The 21,346-nt window shown below is 39.5% G+C and carries 48 protein-coding genes; 45 read left to right on the top strand and 3 right to left on the bottom strand.

Features of this window, described 5'->3' with window-relative positions; genetic code table 11:
- Positions 1-27: 27 nt before the first annotated feature.
- Together MKZ02_RS20300 and MKZ02_RS20295 are read right to left on the bottom strand one after the other, a co-directional pair.
- Positions 28-552 carry an ImmA/IrrE family metallo-endopeptidase gene (locus tag MKZ02_RS20300; protein ID WP_340855885.1) on the bottom strand — a complete coding sequence of 175 codons (525 nt, stop codon included), beginning with the start codon at positions 550-552 and terminating at the stop codon, positions 28-30.
- 70 nt (positions 553-622) lie between these two features.
- The gene (locus MKZ02_RS20295) at positions 623-973 is read right to left on the bottom strand and encodes a helix-turn-helix domain-containing protein (protein ID WP_340855882.1); all 351 of its coding nucleotides are present in this window, start codon (positions 971-973) and stop codon (positions 623-625) included.
- A 160-nt stretch (positions 974-1,133) separates the two neighbouring features.
- Here MKZ02_RS20295 and MKZ02_RS20290 point away from each other — a divergent pair, with 160 nt between their 5' ends.
- From MKZ02_RS20290 to MKZ02_RS20200, 19 genes are all read left to right on the top strand, one after another.
- Entirely contained in the window at positions 1,134-1,364 is a 231-nt protein-coding gene (locus tag MKZ02_RS20290) for a helix-turn-helix domain-containing protein (protein WP_340855880.1), read from the top strand.
- A gap of 25 nt (positions 1,365-1,389) precedes the next feature.
- Positions 1,390-1,572 (top strand): helix-turn-helix domain-containing protein, encoded by a 183-nt coding sequence (locus tag MKZ02_RS20285; RefSeq protein WP_340855879.1) that lies wholly within the window; start codon positions 1,390-1,392, stop codon positions 1,570-1,572.
- A 59-nt stretch (positions 1,573-1,631) separates the two neighbouring features.
- Positions 1,632-2,165 carry a hypothetical protein gene (locus MKZ02_RS20280; protein WP_340855877.1) on the top strand — a complete coding sequence of 178 codons (534 nt, stop codon included), beginning with the start codon at positions 1,632-1,634 and terminating at the stop codon, positions 2,163-2,165.
- Positions 2,162-2,482: a hypothetical protein gene (locus tag MKZ02_RS20275; protein WP_340855875.1), complete on the top strand. Its 321-nt coding sequence runs from the start codon at positions 2,162-2,164 to the stop codon at positions 2,480-2,482. Before MKZ02_RS20280 ends, MKZ02_RS20275 begins: the two co-directional genes overlap by 4 nt.
- A 1-nt stretch (position 2,483) precedes the next feature.
- Positions 2,484-3,053, top strand: coding sequence for a host-nuclease inhibitor Gam family protein (locus MKZ02_RS20270; RefSeq protein WP_340855873.1), 570 nt, complete (start codon positions 2,484-2,486; stop codon positions 3,051-3,053).
- 89 nt (positions 3,054-3,142) lie between these two features.
- Positions 3,143-3,271 carry a hypothetical protein gene (locus MKZ02_RS20265; protein WP_340855871.1) on the top strand — a complete coding sequence of 43 codons (129 nt, stop codon included), beginning with the start codon at positions 3,143-3,145 and terminating at the stop codon, positions 3,269-3,271.
- Positions 3,271-3,894, top strand: a complete 624-nt coding sequence (locus MKZ02_RS20260; protein ID WP_340855869.1) for an ERF family protein — start codon at positions 3,271-3,273, stop codon at positions 3,892-3,894. Before MKZ02_RS20265 ends, MKZ02_RS20260 begins: the two co-directional genes overlap by 1 nt.
- Before the next feature lie 26 nt (positions 3,895-3,920).
- On the top strand, positions 3,921-4,151 hold the full coding sequence (locus tag MKZ02_RS20255) for a hypothetical protein (protein ID WP_340855866.1): 231 nt from the start codon (positions 3,921-3,923) through the stop codon (positions 4,149-4,151).
- Between the two features lie 108 nt (positions 4,152-4,259).
- Positions 4,260-4,595 carry a BC1872 family protein gene (locus tag MKZ02_RS20250; protein ID WP_041114696.1) on the top strand — a complete coding sequence of 112 codons (336 nt, stop codon included), beginning with the start codon at positions 4,260-4,262 and terminating at the stop codon, positions 4,593-4,595.
- Positions 4,592-4,948, top strand: a complete 357-nt coding sequence (locus MKZ02_RS20245) for a hypothetical protein (protein WP_340855860.1) — start codon at positions 4,592-4,594, stop codon at positions 4,946-4,948. The genes MKZ02_RS20250 and MKZ02_RS20245 overlap by 4 nt, the downstream gene beginning before the upstream one ends.
- Positions 4,949-4,958: 10 nt before the next feature.
- Positions 4,959-5,168 carry a hypothetical protein gene (locus MKZ02_RS20240; protein WP_340855857.1) on the top strand — a complete coding sequence of 70 codons (210 nt, stop codon included), beginning with the start codon at positions 4,959-4,961 and terminating at the stop codon, positions 5,166-5,168.
- A 27-nt stretch (positions 5,169-5,195) separates the two neighbouring features.
- Positions 5,196-5,465 carry a hypothetical protein gene (locus MKZ02_RS20235; RefSeq protein WP_340855855.1) on the top strand — a complete coding sequence of 90 codons (270 nt, stop codon included), beginning with the start codon at positions 5,196-5,198 and terminating at the stop codon, positions 5,463-5,465.
- A gap of 84 nt (positions 5,466-5,549) precedes the next feature.
- Positions 5,550-5,948, top strand: a complete 399-nt coding sequence (locus MKZ02_RS20230) for a hypothetical protein (RefSeq protein ID WP_340855853.1) — start codon at positions 5,550-5,552, stop codon at positions 5,946-5,948.
- Positions 5,949-6,105: 157 nt separating this feature from the next.
- A complete protein-coding gene (locus MKZ02_RS20225; RefSeq protein WP_340855850.1) occupies positions 6,106-6,306 on the top strand; it encodes a hypothetical protein in 201 nt (66 codons plus the stop codon).
- 68 nt (positions 6,307-6,374) lie between these two features.
- The gene (locus MKZ02_RS20220; RefSeq protein WP_340855847.1) at positions 6,375-6,530 is read left to right on the top strand and encodes a hypothetical protein; all 156 of its coding nucleotides are present in this window, start codon (positions 6,375-6,377) and stop codon (positions 6,528-6,530) included.
- Between the two features lie 301 nt (positions 6,531-6,831).
- The gene (locus MKZ02_RS20215; RefSeq protein ID WP_340855844.1) at positions 6,832-7,092 is read left to right on the top strand and encodes a hypothetical protein; all 261 of its coding nucleotides are present in this window, start codon (positions 6,832-6,834) and stop codon (positions 7,090-7,092) included.
- Positions 7,089-7,304 (top strand): hypothetical protein, encoded by a 216-nt coding sequence (locus tag MKZ02_RS20210; protein WP_340855842.1) that lies wholly within the window; start codon positions 7,089-7,091, stop codon positions 7,302-7,304. Before MKZ02_RS20215 ends, MKZ02_RS20210 begins: the two co-directional genes overlap by 4 nt.
- Complete coding sequence (locus tag MKZ02_RS20205) at positions 7,301-7,489, top strand: hypothetical protein (RefSeq protein ID WP_340855839.1); 189 nt, start codon at positions 7,301-7,303, stop codon at positions 7,487-7,489. The genes MKZ02_RS20210 and MKZ02_RS20205 overlap by 4 nt, the downstream gene beginning before the upstream one ends.
- A gap of 2 nt (positions 7,490-7,491) precedes the next feature.
- The gene (locus MKZ02_RS20200) at positions 7,492-7,683 is read left to right on the top strand and encodes a hypothetical protein (protein WP_340855837.1); all 192 of its coding nucleotides are present in this window, start codon (positions 7,492-7,494) and stop codon (positions 7,681-7,683) included.
- Between the two features lie 84 nt (positions 7,684-7,767).
- On the opposite strand, the gene MKZ02_RS20195 is transcribed toward MKZ02_RS20200, so the two are convergent.
- Positions 7,768-8,001 (bottom strand): helix-turn-helix domain-containing protein, encoded by a 234-nt coding sequence (locus MKZ02_RS20195; protein ID WP_340855835.1) that lies wholly within the window; start codon positions 7,999-8,001, stop codon positions 7,768-7,770.
- Positions 8,002-8,197: 196 nt separating this feature from the next.
- On the opposite strand from MKZ02_RS20195, the gene MKZ02_RS20190 reads away from it, so the two are divergent.
- The 26 genes from MKZ02_RS20190 (at position 8,198) to MKZ02_RS20065 (ending at position 21,335) form a co-directional block, all read left to right on the top strand.
- A complete protein-coding gene (locus MKZ02_RS20190) occupies positions 8,198-8,422 on the top strand; it encodes a helix-turn-helix domain-containing protein (protein WP_340855832.1) in 225 nt (74 codons plus the stop codon).
- Positions 8,423-8,456: 34 nt separating this feature from the next.
- Positions 8,457-9,221 (top strand): phage antirepressor KilAC domain-containing protein, encoded by a 765-nt coding sequence (locus MKZ02_RS20185; RefSeq protein WP_340855828.1) that lies wholly within the window; start codon positions 8,457-8,459, stop codon positions 9,219-9,221.
- A 108-nt stretch (positions 9,222-9,329) separates the two neighbouring features.
- Positions 9,330-10,151 (top strand): conserved phage C-terminal domain-containing protein, encoded by an 822-nt coding sequence (locus MKZ02_RS20180; RefSeq protein WP_340855825.1) that lies wholly within the window; start codon positions 9,330-9,332, stop codon positions 10,149-10,151.
- The gene (locus MKZ02_RS20175; protein WP_340855823.1) at positions 10,096-10,947 is read left to right on the top strand and encodes an ATP-binding protein; all 852 of its coding nucleotides are present in this window, start codon (positions 10,096-10,098) and stop codon (positions 10,945-10,947) included. Before MKZ02_RS20180 ends, MKZ02_RS20175 begins: the two co-directional genes overlap by 56 nt.
- A 101-nt stretch (positions 10,948-11,048) precedes the next feature.
- Positions 11,049-11,474 carry a hypothetical protein gene (locus MKZ02_RS20170; protein WP_340855820.1) on the top strand — a complete coding sequence of 142 codons (426 nt, stop codon included), beginning with the start codon at positions 11,049-11,051 and terminating at the stop codon, positions 11,472-11,474.
- A 270-nt stretch (positions 11,475-11,744) separates the two neighbouring features.
- Positions 11,745-11,888 (top strand): hypothetical protein, encoded by a 144-nt coding sequence (locus MKZ02_RS20165; protein WP_340855818.1) that lies wholly within the window; start codon positions 11,745-11,747, stop codon positions 11,886-11,888.
- 39 nt (positions 11,889-11,927) lie between these two features.
- A complete protein-coding gene (locus MKZ02_RS20160) occupies positions 11,928-12,176 on the top strand; it encodes a hypothetical protein (RefSeq protein ID WP_340855816.1) in 249 nt (82 codons plus the stop codon).
- Positions 12,177-12,230: 54 nt separating this feature from the next.
- The gene (locus MKZ02_RS20155) at positions 12,231-12,902 is read left to right on the top strand and encodes a sigma-70 family RNA polymerase sigma factor (protein ID WP_340855814.1); all 672 of its coding nucleotides are present in this window, start codon (positions 12,231-12,233) and stop codon (positions 12,900-12,902) included.
- A 16-nt stretch (positions 12,903-12,918) separates the two neighbouring features.
- The gene (locus MKZ02_RS20150) at positions 12,919-13,275 is read left to right on the top strand and encodes a hypothetical protein (RefSeq protein WP_340855813.1); all 357 of its coding nucleotides are present in this window, start codon (positions 12,919-12,921) and stop codon (positions 13,273-13,275) included.
- Positions 13,276-13,597: 322 nt separating this feature from the next.
- A complete protein-coding gene (locus MKZ02_RS20145; RefSeq protein WP_340855810.1) occupies positions 13,598-13,927 on the top strand; it encodes a hypothetical protein in 330 nt (109 codons plus the stop codon).
- Between the two features lie 19 nt (positions 13,928-13,946).
- The gene (locus MKZ02_RS20140; RefSeq protein ID WP_340855808.1) at positions 13,947-14,231 is read left to right on the top strand and encodes a hypothetical protein; all 285 of its coding nucleotides are present in this window, start codon (positions 13,947-13,949) and stop codon (positions 14,229-14,231) included.
- A complete protein-coding gene (locus MKZ02_RS20135; protein ID WP_340855807.1) occupies positions 14,228-14,470 on the top strand; it encodes a hypothetical protein in 243 nt (80 codons plus the stop codon). The genes MKZ02_RS20140 and MKZ02_RS20135 overlap by 4 nt, the downstream gene beginning before the upstream one ends.
- 4 nt (positions 14,471-14,474) lie before the next feature.
- Positions 14,475-15,761, top strand: coding sequence for a sigma-70 family RNA polymerase sigma factor (locus tag MKZ02_RS20130; RefSeq protein WP_340855804.1), 1,287 nt, complete (start codon positions 14,475-14,477; stop codon positions 15,759-15,761).
- Positions 15,758-16,255, top strand: a complete 498-nt coding sequence (locus tag MKZ02_RS20125) for an HNH endonuclease signature motif containing protein (protein ID WP_340855803.1) — start codon at positions 15,758-15,760, stop codon at positions 16,253-16,255. The genes MKZ02_RS20130 and MKZ02_RS20125 overlap by 4 nt, the downstream gene beginning before the upstream one ends.
- Positions 16,248-16,424 (top strand): hypothetical protein, encoded by a 177-nt coding sequence (locus tag MKZ02_RS20120; protein ID WP_340855801.1) that lies wholly within the window; start codon positions 16,248-16,250, stop codon positions 16,422-16,424. Before MKZ02_RS20125 ends, MKZ02_RS20120 begins: the two co-directional genes overlap by 8 nt.
- A 366-nt stretch (positions 16,425-16,790) precedes the next feature.
- A complete protein-coding gene (gene ssb / locus MKZ02_RS20115; RefSeq protein WP_340855799.1) occupies positions 16,791-17,213 on the top strand; it encodes a single-stranded DNA-binding protein in 423 nt (140 codons plus the stop codon).
- A gap of 11 nt (positions 17,214-17,224) precedes the next feature.
- Positions 17,225-17,731: a hypothetical protein gene (locus MKZ02_RS20110; RefSeq protein ID WP_340855796.1), complete on the top strand. Its 507-nt coding sequence runs from the start codon at positions 17,225-17,227 to the stop codon at positions 17,729-17,731.
- Positions 17,728-17,895 (top strand): DUF6011 domain-containing protein, encoded by a 168-nt coding sequence (locus tag MKZ02_RS20105; RefSeq protein ID WP_340855795.1) that lies wholly within the window; start codon positions 17,728-17,730, stop codon positions 17,893-17,895. The genes MKZ02_RS20110 and MKZ02_RS20105 overlap by 4 nt, the downstream gene beginning before the upstream one ends.
- The gene (locus MKZ02_RS20100) at positions 17,873-18,484 is read left to right on the top strand and encodes a dUTP diphosphatase (RefSeq protein WP_340855793.1); all 612 of its coding nucleotides are present in this window, start codon (positions 17,873-17,875) and stop codon (positions 18,482-18,484) included. The genes MKZ02_RS20105 and MKZ02_RS20100 overlap by 23 nt, the downstream gene beginning before the upstream one ends.
- A gap of 13 nt (positions 18,485-18,497) precedes the next feature.
- Positions 18,498-19,091 carry an HNH endonuclease signature motif containing protein gene (locus MKZ02_RS20095; protein ID WP_340855790.1) on the top strand — a complete coding sequence of 198 codons (594 nt, stop codon included), beginning with the start codon at positions 18,498-18,500 and terminating at the stop codon, positions 19,089-19,091.
- 1 nt (position 19,092) lies between these two features.
- Positions 19,093-19,578, top strand: a complete 486-nt coding sequence (locus MKZ02_RS20090; RefSeq protein WP_340855788.1) for a crossover junction endodeoxyribonuclease RuvC — start codon at positions 19,093-19,095, stop codon at positions 19,576-19,578.
- A gap of 15 nt (positions 19,579-19,593) precedes the next feature.
- Positions 19,594-20,034, top strand: a complete 441-nt coding sequence (locus tag MKZ02_RS20085; RefSeq protein WP_340855787.1) for a hypothetical protein — start codon at positions 19,594-19,596, stop codon at positions 20,032-20,034.
- Positions 20,035-20,161: 127 nt separating this feature from the next.
- A complete protein-coding gene (locus tag MKZ02_RS20080; protein ID WP_340855784.1) occupies positions 20,162-20,371 on the top strand; it encodes a hypothetical protein in 210 nt (69 codons plus the stop codon).
- Positions 20,372-20,704, top strand: coding sequence for a hypothetical protein (locus tag MKZ02_RS20075; protein WP_340855781.1), 333 nt, complete (start codon positions 20,372-20,374; stop codon positions 20,702-20,704).
- A 20-nt stretch (positions 20,705-20,724) separates the two neighbouring features.
- A complete protein-coding gene (locus MKZ02_RS20070; RefSeq protein ID WP_340855779.1) occupies positions 20,725-20,907 on the top strand; it encodes a hypothetical protein in 183 nt (60 codons plus the stop codon).
- 17 nt (positions 20,908-20,924) lie between these two features.
- Entirely contained in the window at positions 20,925-21,335 is a 411-nt protein-coding gene (locus tag MKZ02_RS20065; protein ID WP_340855777.1) for a DNA-binding response regulator, read from the top strand.
- The last annotated feature ends 11 nt before the right edge of the window (positions 21,336-21,346 follow it).

Here is a 21,346-nt window from a genome sequence, read left to right as displayed (position 1 = left end):
CACGTAAAAGAAAAACCCATGAAGGGTTTATCGCCTGTGCAAGTAAGAATTCTCTCTTGTAATGACGTGATCAAAAAAGTATATTTCTTCTTTTTTGCGTAACCATTTTTCTAAGCGAAATGCAGCAAAATCTAATTCAACATTGAATGTATCAGCTATAACAGCAATGACCTCTTGCTTTCTCCAAGGGAATGTCATTTTCTCTAACATAAAAGTAGGAACACAAAAATTCAGAGCAAAATTAGTTGCTTGCCATTCTTGGAGATATTTGAAAGCAGGAGGGAGAAAAGATTGATCCCCAACATGCCTCAGTATGTGGCAAAGCTCATGACTAAAATCCTGCCATTGTTGAGGTAAGTTTAAGTATTTGTTTAGTGCTATATAAAGCCTCCCACGACTCCTTAAAGCTTGACTGGGTTCATCCCAATAAATGACACGGATATTCATCTCCTTCGCAATTCCTTGTAAATCTAATTGTTCAGGAGTGTATATTCCGATAGTTGTATATAACTCTTTAATGTAATCTTCTAACAAAGTAGGATAATATTTCACGCGACTCACCTCAACTGATAAGAATATGTGTTCTGTTTAATGTTAAAATAAATGCACGCTCAAGGCGTGCTTATTCATCATCTTTAATAGCGTCCCAGATTTTCTTTAATCTGCGCAACCGATCTTCTGGGTTCTTAGGAAGTTCTTTATACCACTGCTCAAGCTCTGGATCATCAGCAAAAGCAATGAATTCAGGATTATTTAAGTCATCTATGTCAGAAGTGTTCGTTCTTCCTAAAAGAAAATCAGTAGATACATCTAGAACGTCGGCGATTTTTGCTAATTCATGATCTTTAATTGGTCTTTCTCCAGATTCGATTCTATTCATAACACTCGGATTCAAACCAACTCTTCTAGCTAATTCTCGTTGGCTCCAGTCCTTTTTTTCTCTCTCGTTTATAATCCTCTGACCAACACTCATTTTCTCACCGCTTTCTAATTCAGCAATATTATGATAACACGTTTCTAAAACGGAAATGAAAAAATTTCTAAAATAGAAATATTTATTATTGACATTTCTAAAATAGCAATATAATATGTAATCAAGGAGTTGCTATTTTAGAAACAAAAGGAGGGTGGTTATGGAAACACTAAATCTTTCGTATATACAGAAGAGAAGGAAAGAATTAGATCTTTCTCTTCAAGAAATGGCTAATAAAATGGGATTCAAGAATGGCTCTACTTATATGAAGTACGAGAAAGGAACGTATTCATTTAAAGCTGAACAACTTCCTTTGTTGGCCAGATATTTAAAGTGTAACATCACAGATTTTTTTGATCAAAACGTTGCTAAAATAGCAACGATCGAATGATTATGTAATGAAAGGAGAAATGGAAATGAACCGCCAAACAATGACAGTTCAAGAAACTGCTGATTATTTAGGTGTACACACAGACACTATTTACACCATGGTCAAGGAAAAACAAATTCCACACTTTCGAGTTCGCCGCCGTATCTTCTTTACTACTACTGCAATAGACAACTGGATTCATGAACAGGAACAAAGAATCGTTTCTTAAATCATACAGGAAGGTTGTGTATTGGTTGTAGGTCATTCCATACAAAAGGAGAAGCAAATGTGGTTATCAAAAAAGCGGCATATGTAGGAAGAGCTGTAAAAACGCTGCTTGAAGAGGAGGCAGTCACAATAGAAAGTATGTCAGCAGATCTCAATATTTCCAGTCAAATGGGCAGTCACATTAAAAACAATCGGCGCCGTATGCAACAAGGTGTAGCCAAACACTCATTACAGGTGTATGAAGATTCACCAGAATACATGTTGGATCTGTTATATGAGTTTTCAGATGGATTTACATCTCCTGTATTCCGTGGAGAAACAATGGAACAGCATCGCCTGGCTATGAGAGACCATACAGCGATCAGTTTGAAACAAACGCTTGATGTGCTTCAAAAAGTATCTCTTGCTAAGAAGCCAGAAGCCACCAACGCAAAAGAGCGGGAGAGCGTAGAAAAGTTAATAGATCAACTAATAGAAGCAAGATGCTTTATTGACAACTTGAACGTAGCGCTCGAAAAAGAATACGGCATATCTGTTAAAAAGCGAGCAAAAAAACTATTACCAAAATGGAAGATGGAGGGATGGAAGGAATGATGAAAGAAATCCAGCAAGCTGAGGAGATTCTGGCATCTAATAAGCCTTGGGGCAAAGTGAATGTCGATGCTCAAACTGACATGGAGGCACTGAGATACTTTGCAGAAGCCAGAACGAAACTTGGATTAAATTTCCGGTTTGATAGTAGCGAAACTTACAGTGCTATGGTCGCGGAAAAAGATAACCTGCGCTTCACGATATTTTTCCCACCGACCGAACAGGAAAAGGCCGCACTGGAAAATGATCTCGCTGAATGGATGAGTGATCAAGGATTTATGGAAATTGATGTACCACATTACGAAATGGAGGAGATTTAATATGAAACCAATCGAAGAAGTAGTGTCCAACTTAAATGAGCAGGAAGAACAAACATTTCAAGGTTTTATTGTTACTACATTAGAAGATGCAGCAGAAGCACAACGCCGAGTGTCTTATTTCAAAGATCGTCAGGCTGAAATTGATGCAATCATTGAAAAACAGATTGAGCCGTTTCTCAAGAAAATCGAAATGATCAAAGAATGGGGCGAAGAAGCCAAGAAAGAATTCATCGAAAAAGAATCCTACTATACAGCCACATTAGAGCAATATTTGCGCTCGGAAGTCGAAAGACAAGTGGAAGCAGGCAAGAAACCGAAAAAGACATTAACGCTGCCATACGGAAAAATCAGCTTGAAGAAACAGCAACCGGAATTCGTGAAGGATGAAGAAAAGATTTTTGAATATGCCAAACAGTCAGGGCTTATCAAGGTGAAAGAATCCACTGATTGGGCTGAATTGAAGAAACAGTGCCAGGTTGTGAATGGTGTCATGGTGGATGAAAACGGTGAAGTAGTACCAGGGATTCAAGTGGTGGAACGTGATGACAAGTTTGAAATCAAATTGGATTAAAAATAGACTAACTACGCCGCCAAGCAAATAGTCAGTCCGTAAACAAACATAATCTGTGGTTATTTTACCACATAAAGGAGCGAACGAACATGATTGTCTTTCATGCTAACAATAAATTCTTTCTTCCTAACATGCAGGAAGTAGCATTAGCCACATTGATTGAGTGGCAGGAGCAAGGCGCACGGATTGAGATTCATGAAAAGGAGTTGATCGACTGATGAAAACAAGCGAAAGCATTAATGAAATTGCTAAGGCGTTGGCGATGTTCCAATCAGAAGTAAAACAACCGGAAAAAGACGGGACGAATCCTCATTTCAAAAGTAAATACGTTACGTTGGATGGTACGGTAAAAGCCATTCATGAATGTGCGCCGAAGCATGGATTATCTTACACACAAATGCCAGTAAGTAATGAGAGTGGCGTGGGTGTAGTGACTGTCATTTTCCACACTAGCGGCCAGTTCATTGAGTTTGATCCTTTTATACTCCCTCTTGATAAAAAGACAGCACAAGGCGTAGGAAGTGGGCTGACATATAGCAAGCGCTATGCATTATCAGCGGCATTCGGAATTGTTTCTGATGTAGATGATGACGGAAACGAAGCAACAGACAATGCACCTCAAAATACACCTAAACAAGCCAGTAGTAAGCAAGTCGGAATGATAAAGGCGAAAGTATTGGAATATGCAAAACTTCGAGGAAGAACAGCTCAGGACGTATATCAAGTATTGAATATTACGGTAACTGACCTTGAAACTCTTTCTTCTAAAGATGCAAGCGACATGATCAAGACCCTTGATGGATGGATCACTAAGGCGAAGGAAGAACAGCAGGGGGCTTAATGCTCCCTCTTAAGAGGAGAAACGATATGTCAAATTACGAATTGAGCAAAAAGAAGTTAAGCCGATTAGAAAAAGTAATCAAATTTAACGAAAAGAATCCAGATAAATATTGTTGGTCGGATTTATACGATATGGCTGTATGTGATGACAGAGAAGAAAGAGTTGAATTAAGAGATTCAGCTAAAAAAATGCTCTCTTGCAAAATGGATTTAGAAGCAAATGGTTCTTGTTGGTGCGGGAAATTCCGACGGAAATAAGCCGAGGAAAGAGGGAGAAACGATGACAGTCTATATCGTGTCGGTTTGTGCGCTGATTTGTATTGTCTTAATATTCGGAATCCTAAAGGATATGAAGGAGGATGCGGAATGAATAATCGTGAAATAGATCGGCTGGTTGCAGAGAAGGTCATGGGGTGGACTTTAAAGGAAATGACAGCAACTTCTGCTTGGATGGATAGTCAGGGTGGATGGACTTTATATCAAATGTGGAAGCCTTCAACAGATATGCGTGACGCTTGGTTGGTGGCAGAAAAACTCTATATTACTGTATGTCCTCAACAAGGAGCACCGACAGAAATGAGTGTTTGGGCTGAAATAAACAAACAACCATTAGGTAATTGTTATGAGGCATTCGCAAAAACAGCGCCAATGGCTATTTGCTTGGTTGCTTTGAAAGCTGCAGGAGTAGAAATAGAGTCATGATCGCCAAAACCAGCAAAAACAATAAATTCAACGATCCTTTGCACCGTGCCAAACACAGACTCGGCCGCCTGCAATTCGACTATGACCAGCTGGAAGAAAAGTATGAGCACATGAAAAAGCAAATGGCACAGTTCCAGCTTGTGAACGAACATCAAGCCGAGCGGATTATACAGTTACAAAATGAAATACGCATCTTACGTGAGAACCAGCGTCCCTGCATCCGTCAACACGGTAAAACGATGCTGGAAGGCTATTTCACTTACTTAGGCAGAGAATACACGGTTGGTCCATATAAAACAGAAGCAGAAGTGTTAGAAGCGGTAGAACAGGCGAAGAAAGCGATAGCGGAGTGAGGTGGACTATATGGAATTACTTAAAACTCAAACATGCCCGTACTGTGCCAATGAAGTTGAAGATGCTTATGCGCAATGGGAGGACGACAGCCACATTGTAGAGTGTGAAGCTTGCGGCATTGAGTACAGGGTTCAACCTATTTATGAATTTAAAGGTTTTGAAATTCAGAAGTTGTGTGTTAGTTGCGGTGAATTTGATGATGATTGCTGCTGTGAATAAAGCGATAGCGGGATAGGAGAGATTGAAATGAGCGATATGGGCGATTTCTGGCGAGATATAAAGGAGCATAAAGCAGAAAAGAAACAGAATAATTACACCCAAAATAAAAGATCACTGGAAAACAATGGTGTGAAGTTCATTGAAAAACCAAATGGTCACTTTATCATTCTAGATTCTGAAGAAAAGCCAACACATGATTTTTGGGCGACTACCGGTTTAATCATCGAGCGCAAAACAAAGCGGCGAAGCAGAGGCATTCGCAACTTACTCCGGTTTGTTAAATCAAACAGAGAGTAGAGGAGGCCGCCATGCACCTATTACTAATCCTAGCCCCGACTTTCATCGTCGGGGTGCTGGCTCACATAGAAAGGATGATTAAGTTTGCAAACAAAAACATTTAAAGATAACAAAGGATTGGTTCTAACTATTAAAAACAGAAAGTCTGCGGTGATATTTGAATCAGACAACGAACCAACAAATGGTTCATTTGATTATTTATTTGAGTTTGACGACATAACATTCAACGAATTGAAAACTTATATACAAATAACAGCTAATGAAGCATGGCCGAACATTGCAGCCAAACAATGTGATAGCTTTGGTTCTGATTACTTTGAATACTACGATAGATATTTAGATGGCAATGGATATTTAGCGATAGCTGAAAATGGCTTGCGCTTAAGCAAACCTTTCGCTAAAAGCAATAAATTATATCAATTTAACAAAAAGAAAATGCAGTCGTTCTTATATGACTTAGAAAAGAAAGCGATAGCGAAATAGGGGGAAGAAAAATGATCGAATACCGTTGCACGGATTGCGATAAGTCAGAGTTTCACACGAAGATCATTCCCATGAAGAAATGTCCAGGCTGCCAGTATCTTATGGAAGCTGTGGAGTATGAAGGGTGATGGAAACAGAAATAAGGAGGTCAAAATGTATGAAAATAACAGGCACAGTAACTATCCGATATGAGGTAACTGTTGAGGCTGATGATATTTCACAAAAAGTAATGAGCTTATATGAATCAGACACCCTTATCGCAAAAGCAATTGATAAGAAGTTGCCAGTTGGTTTTTGGGTAGAAGACGATATTCGAGTTCAAAAAACAGAAAAGGATAATCCGCAAGCTATAGATTAACCAAAAAGGAGGCTCACCATGATCTTAGATGTCTATGTATGCTGCTGTCATGAGGTTAAGGAGTAGGAATGATGTTCGGATTTTTTAATAAGTGGGCAATCGCCAATATAGCTGGTGCGCTTTATCTTGTTCTGGTGTTCGGCCTGTTGCAAGATTGGGCGCTTATGGCTGCCAGTATGGTTAAAGCGATCGGTTGGGCGATCTTAGCTAGTGCTAGTGAGTAGATACAAAATGCGAAGGAGTGAAAGTATGATTTGGATTATATTAGCCCTTATTCAGCTTCCATTTACATTAGCAGGGCTATGGATAATAGGTCAGTTGATTTACGAATGGTTATGACATAGTTCGTGGAAAACGCGCTATAAGGAGGAGACCGAAAATGCCATACGACAAGTGTATCGTTTGTGATTCACCGCTAGGAACAGCGGTAGAAAAAGAGGAAGAGGCGTTTTGTTATAACTGTTACCACGATGTAGACATTAGTGGATAGTTTGTTGAAAAAGCACAGCGACAGGGGGATTGATCATGAACAACGGCATATATGAATCACGTATGGAGATCCAGCGGTTGAAAGAGAGAAATAAGCAGCTGGAAGCAGAGAATGAACAGTTCGAAAAAGAATCAGTCGAAGTCATTACAGCACTTGCAGAAAAAGTAAGATGCTATGAAAAAGCCATTAGTGCTGCCTATAGAGTGGCGAGTGCAGAAGGCTATTGCGGCGTCTGTGATGAACTATCGGAAGCTATTAATGCATATAACATAGATGTTTGGGAGGAATCAGAATGAGTAGTGCATGCACATGTCATATTGATCCAAAACAATGTTGGTGGTGTCTGTATGAAGTGGAGAAAGCGAAGGTTCAACAGTACAAGAAGGCTTTAGAGTTTTACGCTTATCCTGAAATGTATAAACAGCACCATTATCACAGCTCAACAACAACTGCTGTACAACTAGACGGTGGTAGTTTAGCCAGAAAAGCATTGGAGGGGATGGAATGAAAGGCACGACTGTAGGTGAGCTTGTTGAAATGCTAGCTAAATTTCCTTTTGATACAGAAATAGTTGTTGGGTGTGGTGGCTGTCAAAAAGGATCAGTCAACGACGTAATCACCATTAGTGACCGAACAGATCAGACATTTGGATACATTGAATTGAACGTTAATCAATCATGGAAGGAGAAATAATCATGTGTAACCTACACAGCGAAAATGAAAATGTTGTCAACGATCTGGGATATGCCTGGATGATTCAACCGTGCCCAAATCTAACAGAAGAAGAGATTGAGGAGCGCAAGTTGGAAAGTATGAAGAAGATGAAGGCTATCAGATTGAAGATTGTGCAACTTAGAAGAGCAGCGGCTTTGAAGGAGGTGATATAGGAGGGGAAACCCTTCTTTCTTTTCACTTTCAGAAAGAACATGTGTTTGGTTAAATTTGGAAAAGAAAAAGCTCTTCGATGGAGCTTAATCTTCCTTGCTGGATTTATCAATAACTAATAATTCATGGAGTTCACATTCCAGAACTTCACAAAGTATTTCAAGAGTTTCATATGCAACGTTGTTGTTTTGGTTGTTATGAAATTTATCCAGTGTCTTACGGCTGATCGAAAGCCCTTTTTCTTGAGTCATGCGATGTAATTCAGACACACTCTTGATTCCTTTCTCAGCCATGAGTACTGACAAACGATTCTTAATCATTATACAGTCTCTCTCCTTTTCATTGTTTACCTTATCGTATGTATTATTAGATATTATTATACAACTTTTTTATATTTTAGGTAGTATTTTTTCACCAATGATATTAAAAATAAGTCTTTGTGCCTACCTTTTTCCATTGATAAATTTGGTACAAAAGGTTAAAATTTAGGTATGAAAGGTTGAAAGGAGGGTAGCTATGGCCATTCATAACAACATGAGAACCCTCATGGCGAAAAACAGAATTAAAACGCTGCAAGAAGTCGCCGACAAAACGGGTTATCCCTATCACACTGTCCGTGGATTTGAAAACGGCACACATAAACGTGTAAATGGGGGGTTGATCGAAGCGCTTTGTGATCTTTTCAACTGCAGTATTCAAGATTTAATGTTTATCGAAAAAAAGAAAAAGGCTGGCGTCTAGAGCGGTGCTAGCCTCACGAAAAGGAGAGGGCTGAATGAATCAACTGAAAACTTTTAAGCATGATGTTTTCGGAGAACTTCCTGTAATTATTATCGATGGGATCGAGTGGTTTGGTGCAACTGATGCAGCAAAATCACTGAGTTTTGGAAATCCTTATGATGCTTTAAAAAATCACGTTGATGATGATGACCTAGCGATCCACGAGGTCATCGATAACTTGGGTAGAAAGCAGAATAAAAAATTCATTAATGAATCTGGATTATACAGTTTAATCATCGGAGCTTCCAAGCAAGGTAACAACAAAGAGATTAAAGAAAAAGCTAAACGGTTCAAACGTTGGCTAACAGCTGATGTATTACCAACTATCAGAAAAACAGGCGGATACGTTGCGAATGATGATCTCTTTATTCAGACGTATTTACCACATGCGGATGAGCAAACGAAAATGATGTTCCGAACAACGTTAGGAGCAGTAAAGAAATTGAATGAAGAAATAGCGGTTATGAAGCCTAAAGCAGAATATTTTGATGCTCTGGTTGATCGTAGCTTGCTAACTAACTTCAGAGATACAGCAAAGCAATTGAAAGTCGGTCAAAAAGAATTAATAGATTGGTTGCTTGATAACAAGTTCGTCTATCGCGATCAAAGTAAGAAGTTAAGACCATACATGCAATATGTTCCAGAGTTGTTTGATATGAAGGATTGGGAGAGAAACCAAAAGGCTGGTGTTCAGACTTATATCACGCCAAAAGGTAAAGAAACATTCCGGTTACTCTTAGAAAAAAGAAAAGAAGCTTGATGTTGGTAGCATCAAGCTTCTGAAAAACCCGTTCGTAAATATTTTGTTAATTAGATTATACCACACTGAGGGTGTTAAGTCACCCTCTTTAATAAAAGAGGTGCCAGCATGAGTAATTATATCGCTATACGAGAGTTGATGAAGAAGATTAGTGGGCAAGATAACACAATTACAATTCCGAAACTGTACATCGAACTGACTGGAGACTTAACGACTGCACTCGTGCTTAACCAAATTGTTTTCTGGTCGGACAAGTCAAAGAGAGCAGATGGATTCTTTTATAAAAGCTATAAGGAATGGCAAGAAGAAGTTTTTCTCTCTGAACGCCAAGTGAGATATGCAGTAAAGAAACTAAAAGACAACGATTTTGTTTCAACTAAGTTGAAGAAAGCTAACGGAGCGCCAACGCTGCATTATAAATTGGAATTCGACAATTTGTTAGATTCGATTCTTACAATTTGTCAGAATCCATTATTACAAAATGTCAGTATGGAAAATGACAAAATGTCAGATTCCTTGGATGCTGACAAAATGTCAGAAACCTTAACAGATGAATACAACAGTAGATTACAACAGAAGAATACAACAGATAAGAAAGATAACGTCGCTTTGGCTCCTTCGCTTCCTTTCTCTGACATAGTTGATTATCTGAATGAAAAGGCTGGAACGAACTTTAAATCAACAACCCAAAAGACACAATCACTTATTAAAGCCAGATTTAAAGAAGGATTCACATTAAATGACTTCAAGAAAGTAATCGACATCAAAACAGCAGAGTGGTTGAACAACAAAGAAATGAATCGATACTTACGGCCAGAGACTTTGTTCGGACCCAAGTTTGAATCTTACCTTAACCAAAAGGCGGTGAAAGGCAATGGAGCCAATGCGAATGCCCAGCAACTTGCTCAAGACTATGACCTTCCATTCTGATTACTGCGAACACAAATACAAAGTAGGTGGGAAAGAAGTTGTGAAGCGTATCCAGATGATCTTAGTGGACGGACAAGCTGTTTGCCCGCGGTGTGAAGCTGAAAGAGAAACAGCCAAACTACAGGAGATTGAGACGGAGAGATACGAACAAACGGAATATGTAATGTCAGAGGGCCAGAAGAAGAAAAGAGTATTTAATCGAGATAGCATCGTGCCGGACGACACCATTTCAAAGGCTGAGTTTTCTAACTACCGTGAAGATGGACCAGAAGAGACAGAGAACAAACGTAAAATGATTGATCTCACGAACGATTTGAAAGCCGGACGAGTTTTCAACATCATCTTACAAGGGAATCCCGGAGCTGGTAAAAGTCATTTAGCTTATGCAGCACTGAGAGAGATTAACCAATCAGATTTAGAAGTTTCCTGTTTGTTCATCAGCATAGAGGACATGATGAGGCGAGTTAGAAACTCTTTTAGCAACAAAGACAGCAAGTATACGGAAAGCTACTTTATAGAGTTGCTGTCGAGTGTAGACTTTCTGGCACTGGACGACTTAGGAGCAGAAACAGGAGCGATTGGCACGGACAAGCAGGCAACAGACTTTGTTCAGCGGTTGTTGTACGCCATTACGACAACCAGACAAGACAAAGCTACAATCGTTACGACTAACCTAAGTGGAGAAGAATTATTCAAAATCTATGATAGCAAGATGGTTTCTCGGCTGTTTAGAAGGCCGCAATACATCGTGTTTAAGGAAACAAAAGATAAACGGAGAATCGATCTTCCGTTTTGAATAAGGGGGCTTGTCTCTAGCCCCTCTTTCTATAACCTATGCAGCGGTGAGCGGAAGTAGAACGGATGAGATACAAATAATGAAATAGAGGAGATGTAAAGATGAGTGAAGATTTGCAATGGAGAGCTAGGATATTTGCTGATAAAGCATTAAAAGCAGAGGTGCAAAAAGAAATCACTAAACTCGCTTTAGTTGTGTTAGGAAATCACAAATTAAAAATTGAACATAACAAAGAAGGTTTCGATTCTTATGTATATTGCAAACACAACACTAAACAATTTTGTCCAGTCGGCAGCAGAACAAAGCATTACAGAGGTCGTTTTCGTGGATATGTAGTATACGGTCACACAAAAATGGATGTTTACCTAGAGGTTTTAAAATTATTAGCAAATGATAATTCTGTTTATTTTCCGATAGTTGCACCTAGAACTGATGATGAATGGGTTGAGCGTGAAGAATACGACAAATTGAAAGAAGAAAATCAAAAATACAAGAAAGCATTAGAGGACTTGTTGAACAAAAAATAGTTCGTGTTCTGTTAACAAAACACCGAAAGGAGAACCAACATGGTCGAAGAGGTTGGTACCTTAAATGAAACTAAAGCTCGTTAAAAAAATCATCTGCTTATACGAAAACGAGAAAGAGCAAGAACTGATACATGTGTGGGGCGAGGACACAGAAGGTTATATCATTTTTGAACGTTGCGACGATCCTACACGACAACTGCAAAAGATGACCAGAAGAGAGCTAATGCAATATAAACCAATATGGGATTCTCAACTTAAGGAGTGAACATTTTGAAAGTTGAATACTTAGTTCTAAATAGAGAGACAGCTCAAAAGGTGTTAAACGCGGATGAAATAAGAGTTTTAAATGGCATCATTGACAAAATCAGCGAGTATGAAGGTCCGAAAACTTATGTGGTTGACGAAATAAAGTAAGGCGAAGTTCGTGAGGAAAACACCGAAAGGAGAACCAACATGAAGTTTTTAATCCAAACACGAAAAGAAAATAGTTTACGAGGGTTTGATGCGATTATAAATAGTGCGGGCAACGCGAAGGACTGGAACAATTACACTCATTCTTTTGATGATTTAAAGAAAGCGCAAAGCGAATGCGAATCGTTAATTAAAGGTGGCATACACAAAGCGGAAAATATCAGGATAGTTGAAGTGGTTTGTACGTTTGAAGCAAATGTAACGGTTAAATCAAAAAGCGATAAGTATTAAAAAATTAATAAAAAGGAGAACCAACATGATCAAAAAGATCATATAGGGTGAATCATGAAAACAATTGACGGCGAGCAAATAAGCGTAGAACAGCTATATCACAAGCACATCAACTTTATCAGAATGATGGCTTATAAATACAGAATCATCGGAAAACAAGCAGGATTGGACCTTGACGACTTAATAAGCATCGGGACAGAAGCGCTGGTTGTCTGTTACGGCAAGTTTGATGAAAGCAAAGGGTGCAAGTTCCTGACCTACTTAGGAACAGCCATACGGACAAGAATCATGAGAGAGTGTCATAAAAACCAGCGGCTCTATATTCCAAATCATATTTATGAAATGATCCGGTTAATCAAACATAACGGAGATACGGACTTAACAGCGGCGGAAATCGCTGAAAAGTATGAGTGCAGCCAACAAGTAGCAGAAGGCATCGAGCGATTCTTGCAGACGAAATATATCAAGTTGGAAAGTCCGGCAAATAAACGAGGTAACTTGCTGATACATGAAGTAATTGGCGAAAGAGAAGATAACACAGCGGTAGAGGTGAATAACTTCATTGCTAGGCTTCCAGCAGATTATCAAGCGGTTATAACTGGGCGAATGGAAGAAAAGACATACAGAGAAATTAGCGAGCAAATCGGCTCCTCTATCCAGCATGTAGCAAACATCCTAAAAAGAGCGGGTCAACAGTGGACGGAATATGAAGCGGTAACTATTTAAGTGGAGGGATTAAACAATGAGCGAATGGCTAACGATCGGACAGCTTATTGATCAATTAAAACCAAACGAAATAGCGACGGATGAAAAAGAAGAATACACAGTCTCATGGAAGTATGGCCTTACATTCGTAGACGAGGACAAGGATACATTCAAGGATATAATTCCACTGTACAAAGAACGAAAATGGCGAATCATTCCTCAATACGTCAGCTTGGAAGAAGCAATGAAGGCTTTAAAAGAAGGAAAGGTTGTTACCTTATACACGACATATACGACACATAGTTTTAGCACTGAAAATTATTTTAGAGACTTTGTTGAAAAAAGCATAACGATTGCTGAATTCGTTTCAGGAAAGTGGACGATTGAAAAATAAAAAGGAGTGACAAACCATGATAGAAGACGAGAATATCGGAAAAAAATATAGTCGTCTAACAATCACCGAATTTCACTCTAAAATTAATCGGATAAAAAAGTATAAATGCGTTTGTGACTGCAAAAAAGAAAAAGTTGTGTCCATATACGATTTAAAAAACGGAAGCGTTAAAAGTTGCGGGTGTTTAAGTAGAGAGAATCTTATTAAAAGAAATAGCATCCACCTTCAAAGTAGAACGCGCCTTTATAGGATATGGGCAGGAATGAAATCAAGGTGCAATAATCCTAATTCAAAAGATTATAAGAATTATGGAGGCAGAGGGGTGTCAGTCTGTAAAGAGTGGAGCGAAGACTTTGAAATCTTTAGAGAGTGGGCACTATCGAACGGATATGAAGACAATTTGACTTTAGAGAGAAAAGATTGCAACGGAGATTATGAACCGAGTAATTGTTCATGGATAACTAAGCAGGAACAGGCGAGCAACACACGCCAGAGTCGACATATCACAATTGATGGTGTCACAAAAACTCTAGCAAGCTGGTGCAGAGAATACAAAATGAACTATGCGACGGTATTCCGTCGGATGAAAGACGGCATGACACCCAAAGAGGCTTTAACAACACCGCCAAGAAAACGCAAATCGAAAAAATAAATGCGTGGAGGGATACTAAATGTATCAATCTGTTTTCCTTGTAGGTAATTGGGTTTCAATCAGAAACAGAAACGCCACAGGATTCATCTTAGAAGCAACCTACCACGATGCCATGGTGTTTGTCATTCAGGACGGAAAAATCAAAGGAGAACAGCGGTTTCAACATCATCAGTTATCCAGGAGTGATGACAAGTTATTGCCAGGGGAATTGGACGACTTAAAACGGCTGCACATTAACATGGCCTTAGATACAAATGATCGGGAATGGCTCAAGCAGCTGACAGAAGCGGAGGAAAGCAAGTGAACATAGATAACAATATGCAAAATACACAAAACAAATTATTTGAAAACGAGCTAACAAGGGATCAGTACCAACGTCAATGGGAGAGTTTAAATGCTTCAGTTAATCCGAAACCGAGCGAAGAGGAGCGACAACGGCGACTAACTGAGTATAGACGGTCACAAAAAGCGAGAGTAAGAACTTTGAAAATGATGAAAGAGTTGAATACAGACCTGATAAAAGAAATCATAGCAGGGAAGTGAGGCTGTGCAAAGGGAGATTGATGGAGAGCTTATGTCTTTGGAGGATGTGTGGGAAAAGTACTACAAGTTTTTGTATAAAATTTCACGCAAATTCCTAAAGAGGGCACACCGATACGGGCTAGAATTGGATGATTTAATGACTGTTGCTAAAGAGGGAATGATCAAGGCTTTTGAGAGGTTTGACAGTAAAGCGGGTGTTAAATTTATCACTTTTCTGGGTGTTTGGGTAGAAGGAGTGATCAGGCGGCTTTTTAGGGACGAGAACAGATTTTTTAAGGTAAGTCGGCCAGTTAAAGATGCGGTTATGAAGATTGGTGTTCATCAGCTGGGGGATTGTTCGCCGGAAGAAATAGCCGAAAAGATTGGTTGCTCCATTAAAGATGCACAAACGGCGCTTGAATTTATGTCTGTAGAGTTGACTCATTTAGACGCAACGATTCCAGGAAAAGATCAGAATACTTCCTTGGTAGCCGAAACAATCGGAAATTGTGAAGATGATACAAGTGTAATTGTTGATGACTTTTTAAGAACGCTACCTGAAAAATTGAGAAAGATCACTGAGTTGCGGATGCAAGGTAAAACCCAAAAGGAAATCGGAAAGATTCTGGGGATTAGCCAGGTTCAAGTATCAAGGTTATCAGCGAAATTAGGTAACTACTGGACTAGTTACGAGAGGGGAGAAGAGAAAGTGGGAAAATTACAAATGACGGTTGATGAATTTGTTCAATTAAAACACGTTGAAAAGAAATCTTTTGTAGCAATCGGAAAACTAAAGGGTGTATCGGATGTGACCGTACACAACTGGGTGAAAAGGAACGACAAAGCTATTAAACAGGCGTTGGAACGTCGAGAAAAACAAACAAATAGTGAAGCTACAAAAGTAATTAAAGAAACATTGGAAACAGCAGGAGAACAGAAATACGATGTGTTAGAAGCGGCAATCAAAAAGTTAAAAGAAGAAAAAGCCGAATGGCAATATAGAGCAGCACAAGCAGAGAAGCAACTAAAGAATATTGATAATGAGCATGAATCTATAAAACAATCAAACATGGAATTAATGACAGAGAATCAAAAGTTGAAAGAAGTGAACGAAAAAGCTTCAGAAATCGCAGAGGAATTAAGAACAGTAAAAGAGGAGAATTCGGAACTTAAAAATGAATTGTATAAAAAATCGGCTGAGTTGGAGAGTTTAAAAGAATCTCATAACTATTTATCTCGCCGACTTGAAAAAACAACAAAACAAAGCAAACTCATGCGAGAGTTATTAGTCGGAGAATGGGGGATCGCATGAAGTTCGAGTTACAACCTTATTCAAAAGAGCAGCAGCTGGCGGGTCATCAGCGAGAGAAGGATACGCCTAAATACAAGCCAAAAAGATTTAATCGACGAAAGCGACAAACAAAGAAAGTAGATTACAAGGGTATCAAGATCCCGTCCAGAGCAAAGCGGTCCGAGTTCACCTTGAAAGATAAACAAAAAATCATCGAACTATACGGCGACGGTTGTTTATTCTGCTACAGTCCTTATGTTGAGTACCATCACCGAAAATTCAGAAGTGGGCTAGGCAGAAACAATCCACGCAACGGAGCGCCGTTATGCAACCTTCATCATCGCCAAGTACATGAACAGCCAGAACTAGCAGAAAAGCTAAGAGAAGAAGCGAGAGAACGGTTTTCAGAGGACTATTTCAAAGATAAATACGATCTCTGGAAAGAAGGGAAGATCGAGCGGCCGACAGATGAATTGTTTGAACGATTCTTTGAAGGGGTGGAGAAAGTTGACTAGGCGGGTCGTGGAAACTAAAGCAGCCACACTGGATAACGAGCAGTTGAGAATTATCACTATTTTTGAACAGGGAATCAACAAGGAAGCTATCAAGAAAATGAGCGGATATAGCAAGACGCATGATGTATTAATCCAGCGAGGTAACGTGTGGGAGTTTAAAGAGGAGTAGAAACGAAAAGCAAAGGAGTGATTGTGTGCTCTATCTAAAGTTATGGTTTTCGGCAGACGGAACACCCGTATATGGTCAAGCGATAAGATGGTGTTATCTGTTAGGTCTTTTTGGTAAAGACCCAAAAGCAACGAGAAAAATGGAGAGATTGGACAAAAAGAATTTCAAGAAATGGCAAAAGAATACCGGAAAAAGCTTTGAAGACTATCTAAATGTAGCCAGAGTTTAATGGCGTAGTGCGGTAGGCTAACAACACAACCTTTTCACGCATCAATCCGAAAAAGACAATAATTCACCAATATAAATATATCGTCAAGGATAGGCGAACAACAAGGGGAACTTAATGGAAACCGAGGAGGAAACAGAATGAATAACATTATCGTAAGCGGCAGGAGTGTCAAGGAAATTGAAATTAAGTTTACACCAGCGGGGAAGTCGGTAGCCAGCGGCACAATCGCTGTACAACGAAATTACAAAGTTGAGGGAGAGTACCCGACTGACTTTCTAGATTTTGTTTGCTGGGGGAATGGCGCGAAAGTATTAGCAGATTATGTGAAGAAAGGTGATCACTTCACGATCAGCGGACCATTACAGACAAGAACATACGAGAATAACGAAGGTAGGAAAGTTAAAGTCCATGAAATTAATGTGAGGGACTTTGATTTGCCGGTGAAACCAAGAAATAGCGACAGTCAACAGCAAGCCCCAAGATACAACGCTGATCCAGGTGACCCTTTCCAGGGAAATAGCGAGCCATTTGATGTGAGTTCGGACGACTTGCCATTCTAAGAGGTGAAACCATGAAGCGTCACTATTACATTACTCCTGATGATTACGCCCGAGCAGAAGCCAACGGAATAAACAAGAGAACGCTTGAAAGAAGAGTACGGGAGTTTGGATGGGATATAGAACGTGCTGTTAACACACCGATATTGAGTAGAAACAAACTGAATGAGAGCATGGTAAAACTTGCTGAAAAGAATGGTGTATCTAGAAGGCTGTATGCTCGGCGTATTAAGGAATTAGGGTGGACGGAAGAACAAGCAGCTTCCGTTCCTCCTATGAGCCGTAAGGAAGTAGGAAAAGAGAACGCCAAGAGAGCAACACGATTTACTGATAAACAACTGCAGATCATGAAAAAGAATGGGTTAAAAAAAGTCACGGTACTAAACCGAGTGAATAGAAACGGCTGGACCATGGAGGAAGCAATCAACACTCCTACTGTGCAACCGCATGAGTTAGGAGAATGGCGAAAGCGTAAGAAACGAAACAGAGGTTTTTTAAACGATGGGAGGAAGGCGCAATGAAACTATGTGAACGCTGCAACCGTCCTTTGAGATCACAAAAGAGCATGGATGCAGGTATGGGACCTGTCTGTAAGAAAAAGCAGGAGAAAGAAGATGCGGAATTTGAGAAGATCCAAATCAAAATAGACGAGGTGTTGGAGAATGAATCTAACGAAGCTGTTTGAAATGCAAAAGGTGCTTGATGAGCGGATTATGGACGAACATCCAGAATTAAGAGGGCAAGACAACCTTGACTGGAAAACCCTTGCCCTGCAAGTAGAGCTTGGAGAATGTGCGAATGAATGGCGCGGGTTTAAGAAGTGGAGTCATGATCAAGAGCCGAGAACAGCAGTTATTTGTGAATCTTGTCGAGGTAGCGGTGGTTACTACAATACATTTAAAAACATGAAAGAAAAGAAAAATAAGGTGATCTGCAAACAATGCAATGGTTGGGGCGTTGTAAAAGGTGCGAACCCACTCTTAGAAGAATACGTGGACTGCCTGCATTTCATCTTATCGATTGGTGTGGAGTGTAAATGGAATGGCGTGGAATTTGAAAAAACATTAGTTTCAGGCAGTATAACTACACAATTCCATCACCTCTTTAAAGCGATAAGTGATTTTCAACAGCTCAATAATTATTTGAATTACAAATGGATTTGGGGAATATTCAATGGTCTTGGTCAAATGCTCGGCTTCACATGGGAACAGATTGAAGAAAGTTATATGGCAAAGAATAAGATCAATCACTTGAGACAGGAAAATGGATATTGAGGGGGAGTTTTCTTTGGAGAAATTCTTTTGTCAATGTGGATGTAATAAAGAAATACCTTTCAAAAAACACCATAAGAAATATCCGCCTAAATTTTTGAAAGGACATAGCAATCGCACAAGAGTTAGAAAAGATTATGATACCGAATCAGCCTTTTGGAAACGCGTTGAAAAAGGTGATGATAATGAATGCTGGGAATGGAAAGGTTATATCACGCCCAATGGATATGGGCAATTAAAAGAAAAACAAAAAAATGTATATGCTCACAGATTTTCTTACCAATTACACTACGGGAATCTCCCTAAAGATAAATTGGTTTGTCATAAATGTGATAATCGCAAGTGCGTAAATCCTAATCATTTATTTATAGGTACTCAATTAGATAATATGCACGACATGATTGCTAAAGGAAGACGATATACAGGTAAACCTTGGACAACCAAAATAGACGAAGAGCAAGTTCGTATGATCAGAGTGTTATGTGATGAAGGTTTCGATAAAGGGAAAGTTGCAGAAGTATTCGGATTGAAAAGATGTACAGTGGTAAACATTGAAGCAAGGCGTATTTGGAAAGAAGTCAACCACGCCAGACAGGAGAACGGATACTGATATGAGATATGTGGGATTGGATTTATCAACTAAAACAGGAGTGTGCATCCTTTCGCCAAGCGGCGAGGTGCTTTACGAAGAGGAATTTGTTTATAAAAACATCACAACTCCAGACGATATGCTATTGCTCATCTTCGATGTAATGGATTGTATAAGTGAAAAAGATGTTGTGGTCATCGAGGGGTTCGGTTATGCAAGCAAGACCGGATTCCTTCTCGGTGGCATCGGTTGGGCAATACGAATGGAATTATCCAAGAGAAACATCCCATTTTATGTGGTTGCACCAACAGCTCTGAAGAAATATGCAACAGGCAGCGGGAAGGCAGATAAACGAAAAGTAGCAGTGGAAGTAAATAAGCGCTGGGGCTTCTACAGTGATTCGGACAATATAACTGATGCTTATGTGTTAGCGCAGATCGGAAGGGGTTTAAAAGGCGAATACGAGCCAATTAAGGTGCAGCAGGAAGTGTTGAAGAAAATTAAATAAAGGGGTGCGGCGGAGATGAGGTTTTTTGACAGATTAAGTGAAAAAGAGAAAGCAGAAGCAACTGCTTATTTGCGAGACATAGCTAATCGTTTAGAAAACGGCGTTCCAGTTCATGAAGCGGGATTTTCTTCCGAATATCACTATCAAGATGCAAATGGTGGATATAAAAACGCAAAGCAATATACAGGCTGGCAGACGATTGAAATTAAATTAACCTTTCAACCGGAAGAGAAAGAGAAGGTAAAGTTAAGACTTGAGTTAGAAAAAGAAGATTTAGTTTCTTTGGTGAAAGGATCAGAACCTAACTACGGTGTGATGGATCACCCACTTATAGACAAGTGCGGAGAATATTCGGGATCGTATGGCAGATGGGATTGGAACCAATATAGGTTAGAAAAACTAACAGAAAAAGAACTAATGGAAATATATCGAATTTGCAAACGTAGCTGGAAGTAAAGAAGAGAGCGGGTGCGGAAAAGATGAAAACAAAACATTGCATTGATTGCGGCAAAGAGAAAACCAATCCACGTTCACATTACTGTGAGAAGTGTTTTAGGTCTCTACTGAAAGCGAGGATAAATCAATGAAATGTACTATAGAGGTCCTTTACGACAACGGAGTTAAAGAAGAGTATGGTCCGTTTACTGAAATAACACAGGAAGCAATAAAAGGGTTAGAGGAGCTTGTTGAGGTTGCGTTTGCAGATGATAAACCCGGGCATCTTACTTTGCCTGATAAAAGCATTTTAAATTTAGGAAAAATGAGTAGAGTGACCATAAAAGAAGGTGAGTAAGTGGAGTTAACATCTGTAGTGCAACTAATCTATCAAGCTACGAAACGGCTGGATAAGATTCAACGTCAAATATTCAAACTAGCAGAGCAAAAAGCTGTGACAGAAAATGCATATCGCCAAAAACTCGCTGAAGAAATGATGAAACTGCGGGCTGAAAACATACCGACTACTTTAATACCGGATATGGCCCGTGGAAATACCTCTTATTTTAAGCTAGAACGTGATTTAGCAGAGGGGACATACAAATCAGCACTGAGTGCAATGGAAGCGTTAAAGGTAGAAATAAACGCCTTACAGAGCGTGGCTAAATATCAGAATGAGGTCGGATCATAAACAGGAAGGATGAAAATTTCATGATCGGAATATGGGCAACTATCACAGTATTACTCTTAGGATTCTTTTCTCTGGTGATTCAGTTAAAGAAAATACAGCGGCAACAGCGGTATCTAGAAACGCAGCAATATGATATGTGGAATCAGATCGGGCGGTATGAAAAAGAGTTAAAACTACAAAAGGCAGCAAATAAACCGGAATAAGAAAAGGGGAAATGAGCATGAGTCGGACAATTAAAATCAACAAATACCAAGTATATGACATTGTACGCAACTATCACTGGAAGATTAAAGAAGTCCAACGGCTCAAGAATGAATTAGAAAGCGTGGAAAGCAGCAGCACAGCGCAATACGGAATAGAAGCCAGCATGCCAAAGGGAAGCGGTGTCGGGCGTCCAGTGGAAGCGGAATGTGCAAGGAGGGAACGCAAACGCCAGAGAGTGATGAAATACGAAGAGGAGATCGGCTATATCATTGATCGACTGGATAATGTAGTGGATGAAAAAGAACAGGCGATGCTTGATTGTTTGCTAGATGGATATAACGTGACAGCTGCAGGCAGGCATTTGGGATTGTCTCAAAGCTCGGCGCAAAGGCTATATGATGACATTGTATCGAAGTTGGCGGAATAAAAAGCAGAAAG

The organism is Pseudobacillus sp. FSL P4-0506, from assembly GCF_038003025.1.
Lineage (GTDB): Bacteria > Bacillota > Bacilli > Bacillales > Domibacillaceae > Pseudobacillus.
Note: the sequence above shows the minus strand (reverse complement) of the source record. Positions and strands in the feature narration are given on the sequence as shown.

What these genes read in the sequence shown, in the direction of transcription:
- MKZ02_RS20070 (WP_340855779.1), top strand. Translation starts at nt 20,725, where the DNA reads ATGATCGGAATATGGGCAACTATCACAGTATTACTCTTAGGATTCTTT.
- MKZ02_RS20085 (WP_340855787.1), top strand. Translation starts at nt 19,594, where the DNA reads ATGAGGTTTTTTGACAGATTAAGTGAAAAAGAGAAAGCAGAAGCAACT.
- MKZ02_RS20185 (WP_340855828.1), top strand. Translation starts at nt 8,457, where the DNA reads ATGAATCAACTGAAAACTTTTAAGCATGATGTTTTCGGAGAACTTCCT.
- MKZ02_RS20150 (WP_340855813.1), top strand. Translation starts at nt 12,919, where the DNA reads ATGAGCGAATGGCTAACGATCGGACAGCTTATTGATCAATTAAAACCA.
- MKZ02_RS20295 (WP_340855882.1), bottom strand. Translation starts at nt 973, where the DNA reads ATGAGTGTTGGTCAGAGGATTATAAACGAGAGAGAAAAAAAGGACTGG.
- MKZ02_RS20180 (WP_340855825.1), top strand. Translation starts at nt 9,330, where the DNA reads ATGAGTAATTATATCGCTATACGAGAGTTGATGAAGAAGATTAGTGGG.
- MKZ02_RS20160 (WP_340855816.1), top strand. Translation starts at nt 11,928, where the DNA reads ATGAAGTTTTTAATCCAAACACGAAAAGAAAATAGTTTACGAGGGTTT.
- MKZ02_RS20200 (WP_340855837.1), top strand. Translation starts at nt 7,492, where the DNA reads ATGTGTAACCTACACAGCGAAAATGAAAATGTTGTCAACGATCTGGGA.
- MKZ02_RS20125 (WP_340855803.1), top strand. Translation starts at nt 15,758, where the DNA reads ATGAAGTTCGAGTTACAACCTTATTCAAAAGAGCAGCAGCTGGCGGGT.
- MKZ02_RS20065 (WP_340855777.1), top strand. Translation starts at nt 20,925, where the DNA reads ATGAGTCGGACAATTAAAATCAACAAATACCAAGTATATGACATTGTA.
- MKZ02_RS20290 (WP_340855880.1), top strand. Translation starts at nt 1,134, where the DNA reads ATGGAAACACTAAATCTTTCGTATATACAGAAGAGAAGGAAAGAATTA.
- MKZ02_RS20080 (WP_340855784.1), top strand. Translation starts at nt 20,162, where the DNA reads ATGAAATGTACTATAGAGGTCCTTTACGACAACGGAGTTAAAGAAGAG.
- MKZ02_RS20255 (WP_340855866.1), top strand. Translation starts at nt 3,921, where the DNA reads ATGTCAAATTACGAATTGAGCAAAAAGAAGTTAAGCCGATTAGAAAAA.
- MKZ02_RS20170 (WP_340855820.1), top strand. Translation starts at nt 11,049, where the DNA reads ATGAGTGAAGATTTGCAATGGAGAGCTAGGATATTTGCTGATAAAGCA.
- MKZ02_RS20250 (WP_041114696.1), top strand. Translation starts at nt 4,260, where the DNA reads ATGAATAATCGTGAAATAGATCGGCTGGTTGCAGAGAAGGTCATGGGG.
- MKZ02_RS20140 (WP_340855808.1), top strand. Translation starts at nt 13,947, where the DNA reads ATGTATCAATCTGTTTTCCTTGTAGGTAATTGGGTTTCAATCAGAAAC.
- MKZ02_RS20215 (WP_340855844.1), top strand. Translation starts at nt 6,832, where the DNA reads ATGAACAACGGCATATATGAATCACGTATGGAGATCCAGCGGTTGAAA.
- MKZ02_RS20175 (WP_340855823.1), top strand. Translation starts at nt 10,096, where the DNA reads ATGGAGCCAATGCGAATGCCCAGCAACTTGCTCAAGACTATGACCTTC.
- MKZ02_RS20275 (WP_340855875.1), top strand. Translation starts at nt 2,162, where the DNA reads ATGATGAAAGAAATCCAGCAAGCTGAGGAGATTCTGGCATCTAATAAG.
- MKZ02_RS20285 (WP_340855879.1), top strand. Translation starts at nt 1,390, where the DNA reads ATGAACCGCCAAACAATGACAGTTCAAGAAACTGCTGATTATTTAGGT.
- MKZ02_RS20105 (WP_340855795.1), top strand. Translation starts at nt 17,728, where the DNA reads ATGAAACTATGTGAACGCTGCAACCGTCCTTTGAGATCACAAAAGAGC.
- MKZ02_RS20235 (WP_340855855.1), top strand. Translation starts at nt 5,196, where the DNA reads ATGAGCGATATGGGCGATTTCTGGCGAGATATAAAGGAGCATAAAGCA.
- MKZ02_RS20210 (WP_340855842.1), top strand. Translation starts at nt 7,089, where the DNA reads ATGAGTAGTGCATGCACATGTCATATTGATCCAAAACAATGTTGGTGG.
- MKZ02_RS20195 (WP_340855835.1), bottom strand. Translation starts at nt 8,001, where the DNA reads ATGATTAAGAATCGTTTGTCAGTACTCATGGCTGAGAAAGGAATCAAG.
- MKZ02_RS20245 (WP_340855860.1), top strand. Translation starts at nt 4,592, where the DNA reads ATGATCGCCAAAACCAGCAAAAACAATAAATTCAACGATCCTTTGCAC.
- MKZ02_RS20260 (WP_340855869.1), top strand. Translation starts at nt 3,271, where the DNA reads ATGAAAACAAGCGAAAGCATTAATGAAATTGCTAAGGCGTTGGCGATG.
- MKZ02_RS20220 (WP_340855847.1), top strand. Translation starts at nt 6,375, where the DNA reads ATGATGTTCGGATTTTTTAATAAGTGGGCAATCGCCAATATAGCTGGT.
- ssb (WP_340855799.1), top strand. Translation starts at nt 16,791, where the DNA reads ATGAATAACATTATCGTAAGCGGCAGGAGTGTCAAGGAAATTGAAATT.
- MKZ02_RS20205 (WP_340855839.1), top strand. Translation starts at nt 7,301, where the DNA reads ATGAAAGGCACGACTGTAGGTGAGCTTGTTGAAATGCTAGCTAAATTT.
- MKZ02_RS20265 (WP_340855871.1), top strand. Translation starts at nt 3,143, where the DNA reads ATGATTGTCTTTCATGCTAACAATAAATTCTTTCTTCCTAACATGCAG.
- MKZ02_RS20110 (WP_340855796.1), top strand. Translation starts at nt 17,225, where the DNA reads ATGAAGCGTCACTATTACATTACTCCTGATGATTACGCCCGAGCAGAA.
- MKZ02_RS20225 (WP_340855850.1), top strand. Translation starts at nt 6,106, where the DNA reads ATGAAAATAACAGGCACAGTAACTATCCGATATGAGGTAACTGTTGAG.
- MKZ02_RS20155 (WP_340855814.1), top strand. Translation starts at nt 12,231, where the DNA reads ATGAAAACAATTGACGGCGAGCAAATAAGCGTAGAACAGCTATATCAC.
- MKZ02_RS20100 (WP_340855793.1), top strand. Translation starts at nt 17,873, where the DNA reads ATGAATCTAACGAAGCTGTTTGAAATGCAAAAGGTGCTTGATGAGCGG.
- MKZ02_RS20270 (WP_340855873.1), top strand. Translation starts at nt 2,484, where the DNA reads ATGAAACCAATCGAAGAAGTAGTGTCCAACTTAAATGAGCAGGAAGAA.
- MKZ02_RS20090 (WP_340855788.1), top strand. Translation starts at nt 19,093, where the DNA reads ATGAGATATGTGGGATTGGATTTATCAACTAAAACAGGAGTGTGCATC.
- MKZ02_RS20190 (WP_340855832.1), top strand. Translation starts at nt 8,198, where the DNA reads ATGGCCATTCATAACAACATGAGAACCCTCATGGCGAAAAACAGAATT.
- MKZ02_RS20240 (WP_340855857.1), top strand. Translation starts at nt 4,959, where the DNA reads ATGGAATTACTTAAAACTCAAACATGCCCGTACTGTGCCAATGAAGTT.